Source organism: Paucibacter hankyongi (genome assembly GCF_037482915.1).
Classification (GTDB): domain Bacteria; phylum Pseudomonadota; class Gammaproteobacteria; order Burkholderiales; family Burkholderiaceae_C; genus Paucibacter_A; species Paucibacter_A hankyongi.
The window spans coordinates 203,099-222,100 of record NZ_JBBHJX010000002.1 but is presented as its reverse complement, the minus strand read 5'-3'; the positions used below and the strand labels follow the sequence as shown (position 1 = coordinate 222,100).

Annotated in this window: 9 protein-coding genes; 1 reads left to right on the top strand and 8 read right to left on the bottom strand. The window is 58.9% G+C overall.

Translation table 11 applies throughout. From position 1 onward, the window contains the following. On the top strand, positions 1–735 hold the full coding sequence (locus tag WG899_RS04390) for a hypothetical protein (RefSeq protein ID WP_339594406.1): 735 nt from the start codon (positions 1–3) through the stop codon (positions 733–735). Between the two features lie 788 nt (positions 736–1,523). Here WG899_RS04390 and mads8 read toward each other — a convergent pair. From mads8 to mads1, 8 genes are read right to left on the bottom strand one after another with little or no spacing between them, the layout of a single operon-like run. After that, on the bottom strand, positions 1,524–7,076 hold the full coding sequence (gene mads8, locus WG899_RS04385; protein ID WP_339594405.1) for a methylation-associated defense system ATP-binding protein MAD8: 5,553 nt from the start codon (positions 7,074–7,076) through the stop codon (positions 1,524–1,526). After that, the gene (mads7, locus tag WG899_RS04380) at positions 7,073–8,746 is read right to left on the bottom strand and encodes a methylation-associated defense system protein MAD7 (protein WP_339594404.1); all 1,674 of its coding nucleotides are present in this window, start codon (positions 8,744–8,746) and stop codon (positions 7,073–7,075) included. The genes mads8 and mads7 overlap by 4 nt, the downstream gene beginning before the upstream one ends. After that, entirely contained in the window at positions 8,746–12,912 is a 4,167-nt protein-coding gene (mads6, locus tag WG899_RS04375) for a methylation-associated defense system protein kinase MAD6 (RefSeq protein ID WP_339594403.1), read from the bottom strand. Before mads6 ends, mads7 begins: the two co-directional genes overlap by 1 nt. Beyond that, complete coding sequence (gene mads5 / locus WG899_RS04370; protein ID WP_339594402.1) at positions 12,912–14,315, bottom strand: methylation-associated defense system restriction endonuclease subunit S MAD5; 1,404 nt, start codon at positions 14,313–14,315, stop codon at positions 12,912–12,914. The genes mads6 and mads5 overlap by 1 nt, the downstream gene beginning before the upstream one ends. Then, entirely contained in the window at positions 14,312–14,956 is a 645-nt protein-coding gene (gene mads4 / locus WG899_RS04365; RefSeq protein WP_339594401.1) for a methylation-associated defense system protein MAD4, read from the bottom strand. The genes mads5 and mads4 overlap by 4 nt, the downstream gene beginning before the upstream one ends. Next, positions 14,956–16,293 carry a methylation-associated defense system AAA family ATPase MAD3 gene (mads3, locus tag WG899_RS04360; RefSeq protein ID WP_339594400.1) on the bottom strand — a complete coding sequence of 446 codons (1,338 nt, stop codon included), beginning with the start codon at positions 16,291–16,293 and terminating at the stop codon, positions 14,956–14,958. The genes mads4 and mads3 overlap by 1 nt, the downstream gene beginning before the upstream one ends. After that, entirely contained in the window at positions 16,290–18,332 is a 2,043-nt protein-coding gene (mads2, locus tag WG899_RS04355) for a methylation-associated defense system DNA methyltransferase MAD2 (RefSeq protein ID WP_339594399.1), read from the bottom strand. Before mads2 ends, mads3 begins: the two co-directional genes overlap by 4 nt. Next, complete coding sequence (gene mads1 / locus WG899_RS04350; protein WP_339594398.1) at positions 18,325–18,540, bottom strand: methylation-associated defense system helix-turn-helix domain-containing protein MAD1; 216 nt, start codon at positions 18,538–18,540, stop codon at positions 18,325–18,327. The genes mads2 and mads1 overlap by 8 nt, the downstream gene beginning before the upstream one ends. Between the last annotated feature and the right edge of the window lie 462 nt (positions 18,541–19,002).

The following is a 19,002-nucleotide window of genomic DNA, read 5'->3' as shown; positions in this document are numbered from 1 at the left end:
ATGGATGCAGCCGACGATTCATTCAGGCCTGATTCCGTTGACGAGTTGTTTGCTCGATTCAACGATCAAGCGGCTCCGAAAGCCAAGCGAAACCTCAAGCACATCCACGACGCGTGCAACACCATCGCCTTGGCCCGCGGTGAGATGAACTATTCACGTGTCTCAAAGGTTGCGATGGATCTGTCTGGCGGCCCCGCCTACCAGACCATACTGAACAGCCGTCTCTTTAGGGATTACATCGACGAACGAGTGCGCCTGGAGCAACGATTGAGCGGAGCTCACAGAGCAACCTTCCGCACATCTGGTGCTGCGACAGGGAAGGCCCAACCGGAGTACCCATGTGAGGGTTTGGATGCAAAGACGAGGGCTTGCATTGACATGCTTAGGGCCGAAGCAGACAGAAATGAACGACTCATTAAGGGGCTGCAGGAGGTACTGGAGCGCCAAACATTACGAATGCCGCTCTCTTTTGAGGAGGCGCTCAAAATTGGACCAGGCCAAGATGCAGAAGTGCAGCTGGGGCAGCTACCAAAGCAAGACTACATGCCCAAAGCGATGCGGGGTGCTTTGGAGGCGGTTTTGACGGACGCTGTAGCTTTGTTGAAGGTTGAGGCCCGGGGGGCGAGTCGTCGGCTGGTCGCTACCCGCAATGGCACAGAGGAGGTTCTTTTAACCCCAGCCGGATGGTCTGAAGCGTTAGCTTGGTTGCTTCGGGAGGAAGCTCGGTCGAAGTAGCCGTGGTTCAGATCGGATTGCGGTCGCGTTGATGGTCGGACCTAGCTGCAGCAAGACTTTGGCAACCTCTTCACGATCACGGCTGCAAACGCCGGCGAGGTGGACTTGATAACGAACGATGGCTTGCCGGTTGTGGTGGTTGGACCATTCAATAACCATCTTTACAACGGAAGTCTGGCAACCCGGGGTCGATGCCAATGCCGAAAAACACCACTACCAATGCACATCAAACACAAAAGGAGAAACAACATGCCCCCCCCTTCTTCACAGCCCCAGAAGGCTGTAGCCATCGAGGTAGACCTTAGCGGCGAGTCCGACCGTGCATGCATCGTGCTTGGCGTAGAGCTCTTGAACAATCACTTGCAATTGTTATTTGCGCGACACCTTCACGGGGAACAGCGGAATTTAATGTGCGGCCCGCTGAGTGGCTTTGAAACCCGTGCCCAACTCGCGTATGGCTTAGGGTGGATAGGTGAGGAGGTCGCGTCAGACCTGCAGACCATTGGACAAGTGCTTGAGGACTATGCTCATACCCCAGGCTATGTGCGTTCCTTCGAGAACTTCGTAACTGCAGACCGGTGCGCGTCGCTCAGATTCACGGGCGACCTTAGTGAGGACGAAGGTAGGGCCCCTGGCATCGCTCGGCAGCGCTTCGAAACGACCGTGGGTAGGCTAGCTCGACACCTGGCAGGCCTCGCGACAGACGCCGCCTGACCAGCAACCTATTCGCACGGCCCCTCCATTTTCATCGCTGTCGTAATGTTGGTCCGGCCAACTCACGAATTCAGTTACTCCTTTACCGCCACTCGAGTCGCACCGCCGTGCTGTGTAACCCTGGGCCTGCACCGAAGCTTGACGGCCCCTTTAGAAAATGAATCATCAGTGGCCTTGCTTGACCATACATAGGCCTCACCGGCTTTCAGCAGAGCCATTCGCTCTGGAGTCAGATTGCTTAGAGCGGCATTGGCTTTTTGGATGTGCTTCAACCATGCGGGTGAGTTGAATTTGTGCATGATGATCTGGGTGGACAACTCGATCAGACTGACCGGTACGGACGGCGGGTCTTGGCTCGCCACCATGATGCTCACGCCTTTGTGGCGCATCTCCCGCACCACTTCGATGAGGCCCGCAACCAAGTCGGGGCTTTCGATGTACTTGTGAGCCTCATCGAACACCACCAATTTATTGAAGCTGCGCCCATCGATCCGCGCATCGGCAAACAGCTGCAAGAGCACCACAAACAATCCAAGCGCCTGGTCCTTCTCGATGAATTCGTCCCGTAGATCTACGATGATCAGCCTTCCCGGCTTCACCACTTCCGTGAGCGAAATCGAGTCGTTGATGAACTCCTCCGCCAACTCCAGACGCATACGGGCCAGTTCCTTGAGATGTTCAGGAATCGATGAGGCCTCGATACCTGCACGCAGCCCCTCCAGGCTGATGTCATCGCGCATCGACTTCATGATGCGCATGATCTGCCGAATGTAGGTGGCCTGATTGCCTACAGCGCCCATCAAGAACTTCCAGTGCGACGCTTTCAGCTCAGATGCTGAGAACTGCAACGGCAGAACCTCGATACCTGGATACTCTGCTTGCCGCTCCTCGATCTTGTCCGCTGGCACCAGAAGCAGGACATCAGCAAGCGCCTTCGGTTCCGCACCGTAGACCTCTTTCAGCGCGCGAACCTGGTCGTCCACACTGTTTGCCCCCACCATCGAAGTGAACTCGGGCTTGTAGTCCATGGTCGGGCTGTAATGAAAGATCACCGTGGACAGCGGTTCAGGTAGGCAGTTGATGCCAGGTATGGCTAACGAGGCCATCTCTGCAACGCTTCCCAATGTGTAGCTCTTCCCGCCCCCCTGGACACCGAACAAGCTGATGGTGTGGGTCTGGTTGAGGTCCAGCGCAACCTTGCGCCCGGACACTTCGCCCAATAGACCGTACTGCGGCGTTACCCCCGTCGCCCCGAGCATGATGTCGTAGGCAACCCGACTATCGGCTGCCACGCCTGCCGGAATTGCCGGTACAACATCAACAACGTTCTCGGCTGAAGCTTCGCGCACCTCCGGCGCCGGACTCGCCTTCTGTGTACCGGCGGCGGGCGTTGTCGGTTCTTGTTCGACAATTGGCGACTGAACAGTAGCAATCACCATAGGCGCTACCAACACGTCGGGCTCTGGTTCACGCGCTTTAGTTACGGGAATAGCTTCGACGGGACGATAAGTAGGGCGAGGGCGATCATCCCAAGCCAGCGTTCGGTCGCGAGGCGGGCTCAGGAAGGCGGCCGTCTCGAAGGTTGGGACCGCCGGCGCCAACTCTCTGCGCCGCAGCAGTTCCTGCGTGACCTCCATGGCTGGATCTGCTGACCTCACGGCCTGCAAGCTGGCTAGGGTCTCGGTGTCGGTCACAGCCGACTCAACCAGCTGTCGAATTAGGTCGCTGCCGATTCGGTAATACTCGACCCCACTCTCGTGCTCAGCCGGTTCAGTTCCTGGCTTGCTGAAGTCAAAAACCACGGCGCTTCGCGTGAACTTCAGTGTGTAGGCGCGCTCATCCAGGCGCCGCAAGAAGTAGTGAGCTTCTTCAGCAGCCTCGGGCAAAACGACGCCGTACCGCTCCGAACGATCCAAATAGAAACCCAAAAGTGCCGCAAGATCTCGATTCTTGATCGGCCGATCAGGACGATCCATATCGGCGCGCTTCGGGTCGAAGTGGTAAGCGATAACTTGTTCTGTCTGCGCAATTTGCTCAGCAATCGATGCCTTCAGTTGGGCGTAGGCGGCCACATCGCCAACTTGGCTATAGCACTTGACCTCGACCAACCGGCAAGTCACCACGCGGCTGGACGGATCGAGATCAAAAAGTGCCAGGTCAGTTCGACGGAAATTGACCTCGTCACCCATCTCTTCGGCGTTCTGCCGGAGTGCCTTGTACAGCTCCAAATGTGCATCCAACGGGACCACGACTTGGTTCTGAAAGACACCTTGATGTTCAAGGAACAAACGAGAAAGCGCCAGACCCATCGCTTCAGCTCGCTGCGACGACGAGGACAATAACTTTAGGGCCAGGCGGCCGGACAGTGAGCGCAACTGATCCAGCATCACAAGGGCATGGCGGCCAGTATTTGGCAAACCGTAGTCGCCCAGGATGGGCACCAGCAGCGCCTCCAACTCCGCGACCGAGCGCGATGTGATTGCCAAGCGATGACTCATCGCATTGGCCATGTCGGGAGAATGATCGATCAGATAATCCGGCCGCGTCGAGTGCCTCCGATGATCAAAGAACTCAATGCCGAGATTCCGATCAATCGTGAGCACCCAATCGCTGACTTCGTGCACCTGATGAAGCATCGCACGCTCGTCAGCTGACAAGCTCAGTGCCACTACGGGGCGCGCGTGCGGCAGGTATTGGCTGCGGGCGACAGTAGCCACTGCAACCGACACTGCGCGGGAGATACCGCCCATCAAGTCAGACAGCGCTTCCGCCCCATCCAGCGGCTGCGCTGCGCCATGCAGCGGACGACGAAGCCACGTGATGGACTGTTCATCCTCCAGGTAGCTCACCTCAAAGGGCTGAACCAGGCCGTGAACGAAGGAGGAGTCATCCGAGTCTCGAACATCGACAGCGCGAATTTCCTCAGCGGGGAACAAATCAAACAAAAACGACAGATGCGCAGCATGCAGGTCCGGGTCGTCGCGGAACTCCTTGATCGCCCGAATCGCCAATCGCAACTTGGGGTGCAAGTGGCTGTCTGTCGGCGTCGAAAACGCGTCGGCCTCCTTCGCACTGGTGCCCGAGTCTGGCGCCAAGAGTTCCAACAAAGCCTCTCCAGTCGATGGCGCCGCTGGATCAAGTACAAACAGCCGGATGTCGTACCGAAGATCAGCAAACTGGGGATGCCGTTGCAGTGCCAACAAAACTTCAGCCAAGGCCCCAGCACGCCCGGCGTTGAAAGCGTTGATGGTCAGGGTCTCAACATACGGGTGCTGAATCAAATAGCGCTGGACCCGCGCCGCCAGATAAGCACTGTCGATGGTTGCGCCTCCAATGGCAGGCTCCTGCAGACCTAGCGCGGCACACACCTCCCCAACCAACCCCCGAGGGTCTTTCTCATCGGTCGCGGCATACAGCGACCAGAACGGATTGATGTTGTCCACGGCCATCGCCGTGCGGCCCAACTCCTCACCGAAAGGCAGCACTGGAGGAAAAGCTGCGGGCGCAAGCTGCTTGATCACTGCGTCCCGTGTCGGAACCACGAACTCTCGACTACTCGCCCGACTCCGCTCCATCCAGGTTTGTCCGAGCTGGCTCCAAGCGGCATGCCAGTTTGCACGCAGCGGATGCGTTGGCCCCAGCAGCACCGCGTCTCGCCGTCTGCCTTGATAGTCTTCCATCACCAAAGCCACCGAATCGATGGTCAGCGCGAAACGCAGCTCATCCATTGCTTGGCGCGCCACAGCCGCATCGGTCGAGCTGGATCGGACCAGCACGGCGTCGATCCACGCCAAGTAAGCAGCGGCGTAGTTTTGCACGGGCTCCTGCAGTTGCAGAAGGTCACTCGCTTGCATGATAAGGCGCTGGTCGCCCTGAAGGACGGCTCCAAAGAGCGTCGTCCGAGTTTCTCTGAAACGCTCCACCTCGTCAGAAGTGGGCCATTTGAAGGATGTCGTCGAACGCGTAGCGACACCGGATGCGCTGACCGACAACCTCAATCGGTTGAGGCCCTCGGGATCATCAAGAAATGCACGCTCAAGGCTGGCCAATACACCAGACACCAAGACGTTCGCTTTCCCTTCTTTGCCCAGCCGAATCTCTAGGGTCTCACCGCTGGTCGCAGTCTTGCTGCTCCGCTCCACCCACACACAGCCTGTGATCGAAACAGAACTTGGGTCTCGGTCCTGAGTCACTGCAGCGAAGCGTGCTCGCAGCAAGGCATGCATCAAACTCGGCTCACGCGGCACCGCACGTTGAGGAGGCTCTACCTCGACCTCCTCATCGGTCACCACATAGAAGAGATCGCTTTCGTTGGCGTTGGCATGCGTTTCCGCTGCATCGCTGTTGAAGCGCACCGGATTGCCCTCGCCGTCAGCGAGTGGAATGCGGTCACCGTCCTCCGTTTCTGCGTACACCCGAACGAAATGCCAGCCCTCTTCCCAGTCGATCTTGCCAATCGACGAAAACGCAATCACCCCGGAATCCGTACCTTTGGCCCATGGCGCTTTGCGGCGGCGCAGCCCAGTTGGTCCGTTGTCGCGCGAAACCACCTCTGCCACAAAGCGGGACAGGCCCTCCACCTTGGACGGCACAGGGTCAACGCGGAACGACACGCTGAACTTCTTCAGCCCAGTCTTGGAGATGGGCAACACCCGGTGCCCAATCAGTTCAGCCAAGCGCGGGTCTTCGTTGTCATCCTTCACCACAGGCAAATCTGGCAAGACGACATCACCAATGTAGATAGAGTCCGGATTGACGCCACCATCCTCAAAAAGCCACTTGTTGAACGCGAGAGGCCAATGCACGCGGTCGCGGACGATCAGCTGCGTCCACTCCCTTGGATTCGCAACGCCGACCCGCGAAAAAAACTCGCCCAGCTGCTTGCAGAACAAGGGATCAAGCAAACCCAGCTCCAGAGCGCGAACGCGCTCTGTCTTGGTGGACCACGTGATGCGTTCAACGCACTCGCGATTGCGCGCCATCCGAGCGGGGGCGCGCTCTGCCTGCTTGTACAGCTCAAAGTCAGGAACCAAGGCCAACTCGCACAGCGCTGCGCCCATCGCATCCTGGTCAAAATCATTGACTTGGCAGGTCAGCAGATACCGTGCAACTGCGGCATCGTCGGCATATCGCCATCGGCCCTCACCTCGGCGCAGCTCAGTTAGGCAAGCTTCGACGGCAACACGCAGATTGGCTGGAACCTGCGCAACCAGCTGGGCATTTAGCTCTGCATAGGCCCGATCAATCGACACCTCTTCAAACGTTGCAACCCCAAAGGAGTCCTCCGCCGATGCCCGCATGTCATTCGGCACAAACACGAGCAGTGGCGGCCGCAGCTCCTCGTTCGGCAGCGGATTTCTAAGTTCCACCAGCTTGGTACTGCTAACAGCCAAATCCGGCGCCAGCGCACGGAGGCTGTCATCTGCCAGCACCACAACATTGGCAGAAGGAACCGCAGCACGAAGGCCGCCCGCCAAGCGAATCATCAGCTCACGGTCCAAGTCCGTGACCCGCATGCAATGCCCGAGACCGCGGGCCGCCAAGAGCTTGGAAAGCTTCGGCAGCAGGACTGTTTCCAGCGCGGCGTTCAGCTCTTGACTGGTGAGTTCACGCAATCCTTGGCTCATGTGCGCGCTCCCTCGGCTCGTTCTGCAATCGTGTAGCGCGGCACAACGGTTTGTGTCACATAGGCATCTGAAAGGTCTCGATAGAAACCGATCTCGCGGAGGCGTCCGGTAAAGGCCTGCACATTGCTCCGCAGCGCTTTGCGCTCATCGATGGTCGGCGTGCCGAAGCCCTCCCCGGGCGGCAATTGGTCGATGTAAATGCCGTAGCGCTCACGCAAAAAGGACAGCAGGTCATCGATCCGCATTTCACCCGTAAAGTAGCCCTGGTCACCGCCGGGTCGCAGCACAGCAATCTGCAAAAGTACCTCCAGCAAGCGGCTTTCCAGCGCAAATCGCCGAGGCGCATGGCGCGCCCGGGTTTGCGCGAGCAGTGCACCCGACTTGTTTTTCAGCATCGTCGCGTCCAGCGACTCGATGATGTACTTGCGGTGAAAGGCGCCGCGCAGGGCAACCAGAATCTCAATGTAAGTCTCGAAATCCGAGAGCCCCATCTTGGTAATGGCCTCGACCTCCGAGTCCAAGCCCGCATCGCCTTCCGCCAGAGATTCCAAAAGCCCGGCTAAGCGTTCACCAAAGAACTTGTCCCGCTCTTCCGCGAAGGGTTCACCCTGCAACCCGTACAGCTCTCCCACAGAGAACACCGAATTCAAGGGCCGTATCAGCTTGCCGCGCCTTACGAGATGCTCTGAAAACTCGTCCAGCTTCTTGGCCACAAAGTAGGCGCGTACAAAATTTGGAATGCGCCGGTAGTACCCGTCAGCACTTCGCTCGGCCAGCGTCGCCGTTGCCGAATCCGCGCTGCCAGACAGATCAACATACAAGCCCAGCTTGTATGGGCAGTCACCCTGCGGTTCACGCTGTTCGCGGGGCTTCATTGGGCAGGCCGATTCAGCGCACAGCGAATTTGCACCCTCCAACTTCTGCCAGGCGGGCAGCAGCTTCAGCAGGCGCAGGTGATACAGCGCCAAGTGGAACGACAGCAGCACCTTCAGGTACTCCACCATCACCGAGCGTGGCATGAACGGCTTGTAAAACAGCAGCCGCTGAACGTCCTCGGCCATCAGGTCGGCCGAGCCTATGCATACCGGCGCGAAGCGGTCGCCGCCAGCACGCGTATCAGCCGTATCTTTCCGCTGAGACAAGAAGTGCAACAGCGTGGCCGTCTCGATGTCGGTCAGCGCCTTTTCGTTCAACTCACGCGTGACCTTGTCAAAGCCATCGAAGAAGAAACCCTTCAGGTGTTCGATGGCCTTGTGGCCCGCAAGGTGCCGTGCGTGATGGAGCATCTGATAGAGATGCTGGGCAGCGCCGTAGTCACGTGAATGCTTCGGGTTGCGAAAGCGATAGGTGTAGCCATGCAGCGGGCGGGGGCCAGCCACGGCCGCGTTCTTCTTCCCACGATTCACGATGTCCATCAAATGGGTTTCCACCCAACGCTCCACCATGTCTCGGTGCTGCGTGAAGCCCAGGAACTTGTTACTGGCTTCCAGGATGTCATCGACGAACTTGTCCACGGTCAACTCACGCTTGTCGCGGAAGACACTCGGATAGCCGCCATGCTCCAGGCGCTCGAACAGGCCCGTGAGCACCCGGTCCATCTCGATGGTTTTGAAGTCGAGATAGCTGATCTTTGGGAGTCGGAACTCCCTGTCCTTCTTCTGCAATGCCATCAGTTCCCCCTGGCGCCGCTCTCAGCGGCTTCTTCTTGGCGTGCTCCCGTCGCCGGCCCCTGCAGCAATCGCATCTCTACCCGACCATCGTCATGGCGCGCCAAGCGGTAGAAGTCGTGGCCCGTGGTGGTCAGCAGGATCTCTCGGTAAGGCTGGGCGTTGAGGCTGTTCTTGAAGACACCCAGGCAGAGATAGAAGCCCTGCATCTCTTCGACGCTCGGTCGGTAGCCTTCATTCAGGCGCACCAACATCTCGAACACATCCAAGTTGATGATCAACTCGCTGGTGATTGCGCCTTCGCCTTGCCCCTCGAATTTCAGCAGCAGGCCCGTTGGCAGGTGTTCAACGAAGCGCGCCTTGGCCGCAAAGTCTTGCACCTGCAGCCCAAATCCCTCCAATGGGAAGAGTCGGTAACTGCGGACCGTGCCGTGCTCGACCTGGCGCAACTGCAAGGCCAGGCTGGCCCCCAGGCGCTCAGGTCGCTGCAACCCTTCGCCACGGTTGATCGCATGCAGGATTTCGCTGGTGAGTTGTTCGATGGGCGTTGCCCCGCGAACGATCTCAACCATGCGCTTAGCAGAACGATAGGGCAGCATCTTTTCCCAGCTCGTGTCGCGCCGCTCAAAGAAGTGCTTGCGGCGAGCCATGGCCACGTACTCCCGGTGTTTGCGCGCCCGCTGATGCACCGTTGAATCTGACAGCCCACGCGGAAGATCCCCGAACAACCTCTTCAACACCTCGAAGGCGAACTGCCCCCGGCGCTCAAAACGGAACAAGGCTCGGTCATCCGGCTGTACAAAGTCCAACCCACGATCGAAGCGCGGGTCTTCTTGCTTGCCGACATCAAGACCGCTCAGCAAGGTCAACAACCTGTCTGAGGTAACTTGCCCACCACCCATCCAGCTGTTGAAGTAAAAGCTGCGTGCTACTTCATCATGTTTTCCGGCCGCGTACAGCGCGTGAATCTCGGCACAGTCGCGGTTACCGATCAACATGAAGGAAAGCGCTGAGCGCAGATCGCGCATCGTGATGTGCAGACGCCCGCGCAGGTGTGCCATGGTGTAAAGCGTCTTGAGGCGTTCCAGCAGGCGCGGCCCAGCAATCTCATCTTGGAAGCTGCGGGCGTTGTGCAAAGCGTAGCAACTGCTCTTCAAGTCGCACTGTTCGCAAGCTGACCAATTCTTGGGCTGCACGATGCTTTGCAGCGTGCGCTCCAGAATCGAACCGCCTTCAGCGTCGGCAACGACACTTCGCAGGTTCAGGTTCACCACCGCCACGCCAGACTCAGCTTCGCCGCTCGAAAACGCGCGCCGAACCAGTGCGGCCAATGCAGAAAAGTCTCCCTCATGGGTTGCGAGGAAGTCCACCAAACGGCCTTCGTTGATCGCGATCAGCCGGGTCTCTTGCGGCTTCCACAGCTTTGCGTCGCGCCCTTTGAACGGAGCCAGGAAATCCAGCAAAACCTTGTTGTTGTCTTTGTTGCCCTCGTCCTGGCTACCGTCATAGTTGATCAGATAGCGTTTGCCCGCCAAGCTCAGCTCGCTGCCATTGGGCAGGTCGCGATTTGCAGAACCGCCTCGGGCTTCAACCTCTTTCTCCAAGCGCTGCAAGAAGGCTGTCTTGCCATCACCAGCATTGCCCGAGATCAGCACCAACCGGAACTCGCCTTGCAGCACCGCAGGCAACAAGGCCCGATCAAGCGCCGTATCCACGTAGGCAGAGAAGCCCAGCGCATCCATGCCCCGTGTGCCCGCGTTACTGCGACGGCTCTGGCTGTAGAGCGTCAACAGGTGCGAAACAAAGGCATTGCTGTTCAACGCCGACTCGGCGAGAACGGCTTGACCACTTCTGACCGCCGTCGCAACAGCCGTCAGGCTGATGGTTTGAACGCGCCGCGCTTGGCGCACCTCGGCCAGCGCATCCCGGAAATCAATGGCGGTGTGATAACGCTCGGTCCGACGGGGAGCAATGGCCTTCAACACCACGGTCACCAACTCTGGGGCGAGGTCGGCGAAGCCCGATAGTTCGCGCGGGTCTGGCGCAGGCTTGTTGATGGGCGGCTCGGTCGTATCCCAGGGGTAGCGGGCGGTCAGTGCCTCATACAGGGTCAAGCCCAAGGCATACAGATCACGGTCGGCGCGCTCGTTATTGTGAGGAATGACCTCGGGATCGAAGTCGGGCGGCAAATAGCGCCGCGAGCCGCCGCCGCGTGACTCCTTGTCGTCGGCTCGAACCGAGACATTGAAGTCGATGATCTTGGCGCCCTTCTGGGTCCACAGCAGGTTGCGCGGCTTGATGTCGCAGTGATGAAATCCGTGTGCATGCAGGTGCACCAGCCCTTCCATCACCTGCTTGCCCAACTCCAGTGCGTCCTCGGGTGACAGCAAGCGATCCTGGATCATGTCGCCAACGTCGGAGCCTTCCACGTACTCAAACACCAGGAAGGGAATGTCGCGGCCAGGGATTACATCTGCATCCAGAACCCGTACCACGTGGGGGTGCTCTGGAATTTGCACCAGATGACGGTACTCCTTCTTCAATCGCTCCAGAGTCGAGTGCCGGTCGCTGACGATGAGCTTTACTGCGCGCGCCACATCGCCCAAGGTATCGATCACCTTGTAGACCACGCCAAAGCTGCCCCGACCCAACTTTTTCTCGACAATGAACTTGTGGGTCAGCCGGTAGCCCGCTGCAAGGTTCAAGTAGTCGGCTGGGGCTTCTTCCTCCGCTTCAACCAGTTCGGGTTTCCGCGCTTCGACTGGCCCGGAATGCGGTTGGGGTGCTGGTTGCAACAAAGCATTCAATGCCGCCAGTGCAGCCGGGGCGGTCAAGCGCGTGTGTTCGTCGAATGCGCACAGGCTCTGCAGCCAATCGTCAAAGGTCTCGTTCAGGTCAGGCCGCAGCGCGGATGGCTTGTTCAAAAACTCGCCCGCTCGGTCCCACACCTTGGTAGGCTCACCTGCAAACGGACGCTCCCCAGTGAACAGCTCATAGAGGATGACGCCAGCGGAAAAAATGTCTGACGCCGTTGACGCAGCGCCTGGCTCACGGAATGCCTCCGGCGCCACATAGGCCTTCTCTACCAGGTCAACAATCTCCGCCGCTATCGTCCGGGTGCGATCCACGCCAGGCTTGGCGAAATCGAAGTCGGTGATGCGCGTAGTGCCATCCTGCCCAATCAAAATCGCACCGGGCGTGAGGTTGCGATGCACCACGCCGTGATGGTGGGCGTGGGCCAAGGCCGCCAGCAGGTCTTTGGCCACGCGCCACTTTTGGTCCAGCGTCAGCGCCAACTGAGCCCGTGCCATATGCACCGTCAGCGCCTGACCCGGTGCATCGTCCAGGATCAGGATGAAAGACTTGTCATCATCTGTCGGGAAGAAGTCCCGCGCAGCCACGATGTTAGGGTGCAGTGGCAGCTTGGATAGCGCCCGGTAGGCATTGGCAATGCGGTTGACCTGTGCCTTGCGCACATCTTCCGGTTGATAGGGGTCAGCCTGGTACACCCGCAGGCGGGCAGTGCCACCCGCGAACACGTTCTCGGCACGGAACTCGGTGTAGGCCTCCGCTGCCCCGAGCTTTTCTTTCACCTGCCAGTGCCCAAAGCGCTGCACGGCGGAAGCTGGCTTCACCACCTTCAAGGCATGCAGGATCAATGCCTGCTGCTGCAGGATGTTCTTGGAGAAGCGTGTCGGAATGCGCGTGGCATCTTTGAAGTAGCGCTCTGCGTCCTTCAGCTTCACTACCCGGTCTGCATCCAGCTGCTCGCGGTCGTTCAGGTGTGCATCGGGCGCGGTGAGCAGGATGGCCGCATCGACATAGATACCGTCCAGCTCATTTCGACCGGGATTGGCTTGGGTCACCAAACCTTTCACCGTGCGGGCGTGGCCGCGCAACTTGCCGAGCGGCGATGGATAGGGTGCGCGCCCCTCGGGGTACCACCTGTTGCCGTACACATCGATGGTGCCGCGCGTGCCCTTCACGTCGATCAAGTAAAGGGCGTGCGGCGTCAGCAATGCGATGTCGATCTCGAAGCGCTCGCCTTGGCGCTCAATCTCGAAGTTGTGAAGCAAGACGAAACTATCCGGCAAGCGATCCCGCAGGTAAGCGATGGCGCTGCGCTCTGCATCGTTGACCGGCTGGCCTACTGGGATCACTTTCGCCATCAGCTTTCCTTCCTAATTTTTTCTTCTAGCAACGCAACCGCTGTTGCTTCCAGTACGTTGCCCTTGTTCTGCGTCACAACTGCTTTTTCAGCCAATGCACCAATCTCCTGGCGATCCAGATCGGACAACCACGGAATCGTGAGGCCGCTGATCAACGACGAATCGAGGCTGGGAATCGACGATCCGAATGCCGTACCCACCAGCGCCCAGTACCCAGCCTCGGATGCCAAAACGGCCCACAAGTACGCCGCATCTTGCGGCGAATGACACCGCACGCGAACCAGATGCTCACTGCCAGCCTGGCCAACGTTCATGGGCAGGGGCAGCACTGCACGACCAATGATCCCGCCCAATTGGCCACTGCGAGGAATCAAGACATCGCAATCCGAGACCAAGAGCCCTTCCAGATGCGGTGTTAGTGATCGCGAGACCAAATACTCCGCGCTGGGGTTCAGCTCGAACACGGACGACGACGACAAGAAGGGCACACCGAAAGCCGGGTCGGTGACCTTCAAACGTGAGCCTCGATTGGGCTCGAAAACTCGTTCCACTTGATCACCCAGCCGAATTCCGCAATTGGCGGCCAGTGAGGCTCGACCCGTTTCGACTCGCGGTGAGTAGTGAAATGCATCCATTCGCCCGAGAAGTGCTGATGCCATGGGGGCACGAGCGATGGAGTCAGAATGATGGCTCCAACCAATCTTTGCCTGGAATAGCTCAAGCGCCGCTCGACGATGTTTGGATGCTGCAACGCGCTCAGCTGCGGCCGCGTCAATGAGTTGCGCCACCTCTTGCTCGAAGACTGGCCCGAACCTCGGCACAGGCAGTTCGGCGATGTGCTCAGGCTCAATGTGCTGGATGATCGCGCCATATGTTCCCGAAACTACCAGTGGCACGCCATAGCGGCTGGACAGGTAGGCGTACAGGTAGCCCGCCGGAACACACTCTGGGTCCGGTACGACCTTCATGATGTGCTGTGAAGACCACATACCCGCCATGTCAGGGCGGACATAGGTCATCCGCCCAATCGTCCCCGAGCAAGTGATCAAGGTGGTGCCAGGGCTCAGCTCCAGATGAGCCAGCTTTTTGGACTCCGCATAGCGCCGCTGCAACAGTGGCAAGTTAGCGAGGTCCGCATTGAGCATGCCGCTGTTGCTGAGGAACGGAACACCGTAAAGTGGGTCATCAACCCAGATACGTGCGAACACGGGGCCGTTGTAGATGCCCCCCGTATGCCCCGTAGTCAAAGTGCTCAATGCATCCTTGCGCGCTTTGAGCTGCTTGAGAGTGTCACGGGCCTCTAGGGCGCCAGACATGTACGGGTTGCAATCCAGTCGCCGACCACCTTCCTGAAGCCAGCCGGACCGAACAATTCGTGCATTCTTGAAGCTTGCGAAGCTCATACAGGGAACCACTCAAGCAATGCGTTCCTGAGGTCCAGAAACGCCGGATCAACACAAGCGCCAAGGCCAACCCTGGCGCAGAGCCGCTCGTAAACTGACGAAGACAACGGCTGCCGAGTCTGCCGGAGCAACCAGAGCGCTGCCGCTTTGGGATCCGTCGGTTTGGCGGCCCCATCAGGCCAGAAACCTTTTTGTTTCAGCAATTCGCGCAGTGAGCCGTTGCCTTTGTATCCAAGGGCACTTGCAACGTTAGGGTTGTCACCCTGCCAGAGCCAGTTCTCCAGCTCAGGATCGATGGCAATCACTCTGTGCCTGCCTTGCTCCCAGCCGTTCACCGCGAGATTGCCTGAAATGTGCGCGGTAATCTCAGCCCGCTGCTTCCGGTACTCGCCGTTCCAATCGCAGTCCAAGATCACGATGGCCTTGGCATGCGACGCGATGTACGGGCGAAGCAGTTCATGCGCTCGGGTGTAGACACCTTGGTCATTCCCAAGAGAGTCACAAATCAAGTCGATTCTTGGGTCGAAGTCAAACGGAGAGCAGCCCATTTTCATGTGCCAATGCGGGTTGCTGAAGAAGCCTTTAACCGCACCGACCATCATGTTGTCGGCCACCAAAATCACGCAAGGTCGCTTGCTCATCATCCAAGCACCCCAGCGGCAAACAAGCTGCCCAAATCGATTTCGCCACGCCACTCCATAAGTCGCGGGTGCTCTTTGCCTCCAACCATTTGCACGCCGCCCCCCTCACTCGGGCGAGCACAGACAAGATGCTCAAGCTTTGCTTGTGCCAAGACAACCGGCGAATGCGAGGACACCCATACCTGGCAGTCGTACATGGAGGACAGCGATTGCAAAACCGCCTCGATCGCGCGTGGATGGATCCCGTTCTCTGGCTCCTCGGTCACCAAGATGGCCGGCTGCTTGCTGAGGTAGGGCAGCAGCGTCAGCGTGAGGATGCGCAGGGTGCCATCCGACAATCCGGGGGACGGCACTTTGAAATCGCCCTTGTAGCTGACCACGAAATAAGCGTGGTGGTCGTCCTCACGTTCACGCACTTCGATGTCCATGACCTGCGGCAGTGCGGTTTGCACGTGGGCAATCCAGTCGGCATAGCGCTCACTGCGGTAGTCCGCAGGCGCACCGTCGGGGGCTCCCTCGCGCTTAAGCTCCAGTGCGAGCCAGGGGATGTTGCGACCGTTGGCGGTGATGACTTTGGGCTGGCCCGGTGGGCTAGCTTGACGCATGGCCGACCAGTTGGGCTCAAGAAACACCGCATCGGTAGTCAGCAAGGTGTGCAGCCACCGCGCAGCGGGATAGCCCGCCTCTGACTCGAACAGCACGCGCGGCATGGCCAGCAGCGTCTCGGGCAGGCCGACCTTGACGGCTTTGGCGTGCGGTGTTTCTGGCTTGAATTCCGATTCGTAGCCAATCTCACGCTTGAGCGTGAGGTGCCAAAGTTTCTTGCTCGCTGCCGTTGCACCGTGAAAGCCCGCTTGTCGGCGGTCTGGTCCATCAGCTTCCGGGAAGAGGAAGAGGTACTCGTAGGCCACCAGCAGTGATTGATCAGCACCGATGCGCAAGCCGATCTCGTAGCGGATGTGGGTCGGCCATTGACGGCGATCTTCCTGCAAGGCCTGGCGCGAGCGCTCCGTGCGTTTGCTGGCAAACAAGCCTTCAAGCACCTTTGATTGCACAGCCTCGGGCAGGCGGGCTTCGACAGCCAGCGAGAAGTCGCTGCCGCGCCCGGCGAACACCAGTTCGTTCAGGCTGCCAGCACGCGGCGGCAATTCAGGCCGACGCTCCATGAACGGCGCGGAGACATTGTTGGCACGCAGCAAGTCACCCAAGAGAACGGGAAGGTCCAGCAAGGTGGTTTTGCCAGAGCCGTTGGCACCGACAAGAACGCGAAAGTCGCCGACATCGACGCCCAGGCGTTCGAAACAGCGATAACGTGTGGCTTCAAGTCGCGTGATCATTTGCTGGGCTCCGGATGTTGGGCGCGGAACTCGGCATAGGCCTTGGCGATTTCGGGCAGGTCGTCGTCGAGGATGCGCTCCTTGCGGTGCAGAGTGCGCACTTGCAGGCCGCCGCCAATGCGGACCTTCTCTTCGTGGCTGACATCCACCAGGATCTCTTCACCGTCAGGGTGACGCTTGTAGAGCGTATTGCCACGGCGGTCGAAGCCCACCTTCTCGGCGACAGCCATGAAGACGGGGTAGTCCTTCTTTTGACCCAGGTCTTCTGCCTTGATCACCTCTTCAGGCTTGCGCTTCAGGAAGAGCAAGCTGGTCAAGATGTTGACATTGGCCTCGACGATGAAGGACTCCACGGGCAGGTCGATGCTGGCCAGCACCCAGCAGTGGCGAAGAATCCAATAGCGGATGTACTCATCACCAGGATTGCCCAAGATGCCATCGGGCAAAACGATGCCCGCACGGCCGCCCGGCTTGAGCCATTTGACACAACGTTCGATGAACAGCACCTCGGGTGATACCGCAGGCTTGATGGCGTTGGTCATCACAAAGCCATCACCTTGCCGCTCCCAACGGCGGGCTAGTTCGTACTGCTCCAGGATGGTCTTTTCGGTAACGGGGATGTCTGAGCCGAATGGTGGGTTGGTCATCAAGACATCGATGGTGCCGAGAGGTATGGCCTCTTTGGCAGCTTGGACGCCAGGCAGGTGACCTGCTGGAAACTCCAAAGAGTTCATGTGGTAGAGGCTACCCAGTGAATTGCCCGCCATCATCACGTTCATTTGCGCGGCACGAACCAGGAAAGGGTCGAAGTCGGCGCCAAACAGGTTCTTGGCGGCGTAGTTGGCCAGCCGATCACGGATAGAGATGAACTCTTCGGTGTTCTCGTCGCCTGCTTTGATGCGCTTTTCTTCGTGGAAGGCTTTGTTCAGGTAGTTCAGGGTCTCGACCAAAAAGCCGCCCGTGCCGCAAGACGAATCCAGTACGCACTCATGCTCTTTGGGCGCCAACATCTTGACCACCAAGCTGATGGCGCCACGCGGCGTGAAGTACTGGCCGCGGTCCCCCCGCAGGTTGGTGCCGACGATTTCTTGGTAGGCCGTGCCCTTGGCGTCCACGTCGGTGCGACCAAAGTCGTAACGAGCAAGTTCAGACACGATGAAGGCAAGGGCTCGATCGGACAAGGTGATCTCTTCGTTGCCTTTGAACAGCCCGCTGTACTTTTTCTTCACCGCCTCAAACAGAGGCTTGATGCGCAGGCGGATTTGCTCGCGTCCAGTTGGTTCAAACGGCTCGAACGGACCCACCCAGAAACGGCGGGCATCGTTGGGCTGCTGCTCGTCGTACATCTTGCAAAAGATGAGATACAGGAACTGCCAGAAGGCAGCGTCTTTGGGCATGCCTTCGTTGCCGTGGATGTAGTTGTGGCAGCGGCGGAAGGCCGTGCGCAACATAACCGGATCGGCACGGCGCAGGCGCCCCATGGAGCGGCCTTCAACGCTGAAGGTGTCGTCACCCAAGGGCCAGTCACCGATCGGCTTGAACTTGGTGTCGAAGCGGGTGACTTCCTTTTTGAAGAAGAAGAACTCCAGGCCGTTGGTCCACAAGCCGTAGTCGCAGCTTTCGACTTCGGCCATCACGGTTTCCAGCAGCTCAAACTCTTTGCGCGCCTCTTCCGGGTCGCGCATTCGATAGGCACCCTTGGTGCCGACTTTGGGCTCCTTCTCGACCGCCACGGCGCGGTAGAGGTTATCTACCGTATGCGCTTGGCCGGGCTTGAAGATGGCGATGTCAAGTTTGCGGTTCTTGCCGAGCACCTTGACCTTGAAGTCAGGCTCCATGTCTTCTGCGGCAATGCCGTACTCATGGATGATGGCGCGGGCAATGCGTTGGCGGACTTGCTCCTTGTCGCTGTCCTTTACCGGGTTGCCGGTAATGTAGTCAAAGACCTTGCCCTCTTCGAGTGCGCTCTCAGCCACTTGGGCCGCTTGATCAAGGTCGCTCATATCGTTGTTGTCCTGTGCGGAGCGCTGCTTAGGCATTGCGGGGCTCCTTGTCATCAAAATCATCACTGCTGGCAGCGGCACCGCCCTCTCGCACCCAGGCGTCTACGTCTTCCTTCTTGAACTTCCAGAAGCGCCCAACCTTGTGCCCCGGCATGCCTTTGGAGGTCACCCAGGTATAGATGGTGTCTTTGGCTACGCCGAGGTAGTCGGCGATTTCATCGACAGAGAGCCAGCGGTCTTCCATGTCTGCATCCAAACAGAAATGCGCCGCCAAAATGGCGGCAACTGAACACAGTCTACGCGATCTGAGACCGGCCAAACGGGGTTTCAGCCTGGTTTGGTTGGGTTAACTCCGGTTGAATGCGATTGAGCAGGGCTAAATCGGAGGTAACCCGCGGCCACGAGTGGTTGCGCCCGCAGCCCCCTCCCCACGAGTAGGTCTGCATCGACCCCAATGAACAGCACCGAGATCCATGGAGGCTCCAACAGGTCAGGATGGCGACTAGCGTCAGCCGCCGCACCAGTTGCGACTGGCGGGTGCTAGTTGACGCAACTGGCCGACTGCATGTTGGGATGCTCGCATTCTGGCGATGGATGAGTGGCGCTGTCCGTGCTGGGTGCCCAAGCCGCCACACTTCCGGAGCGGTTGGCTTAGCAAGCTGGCGGTTTCGGCCCTTCGGAACGCCAAAATTGAACTTCGGCAATG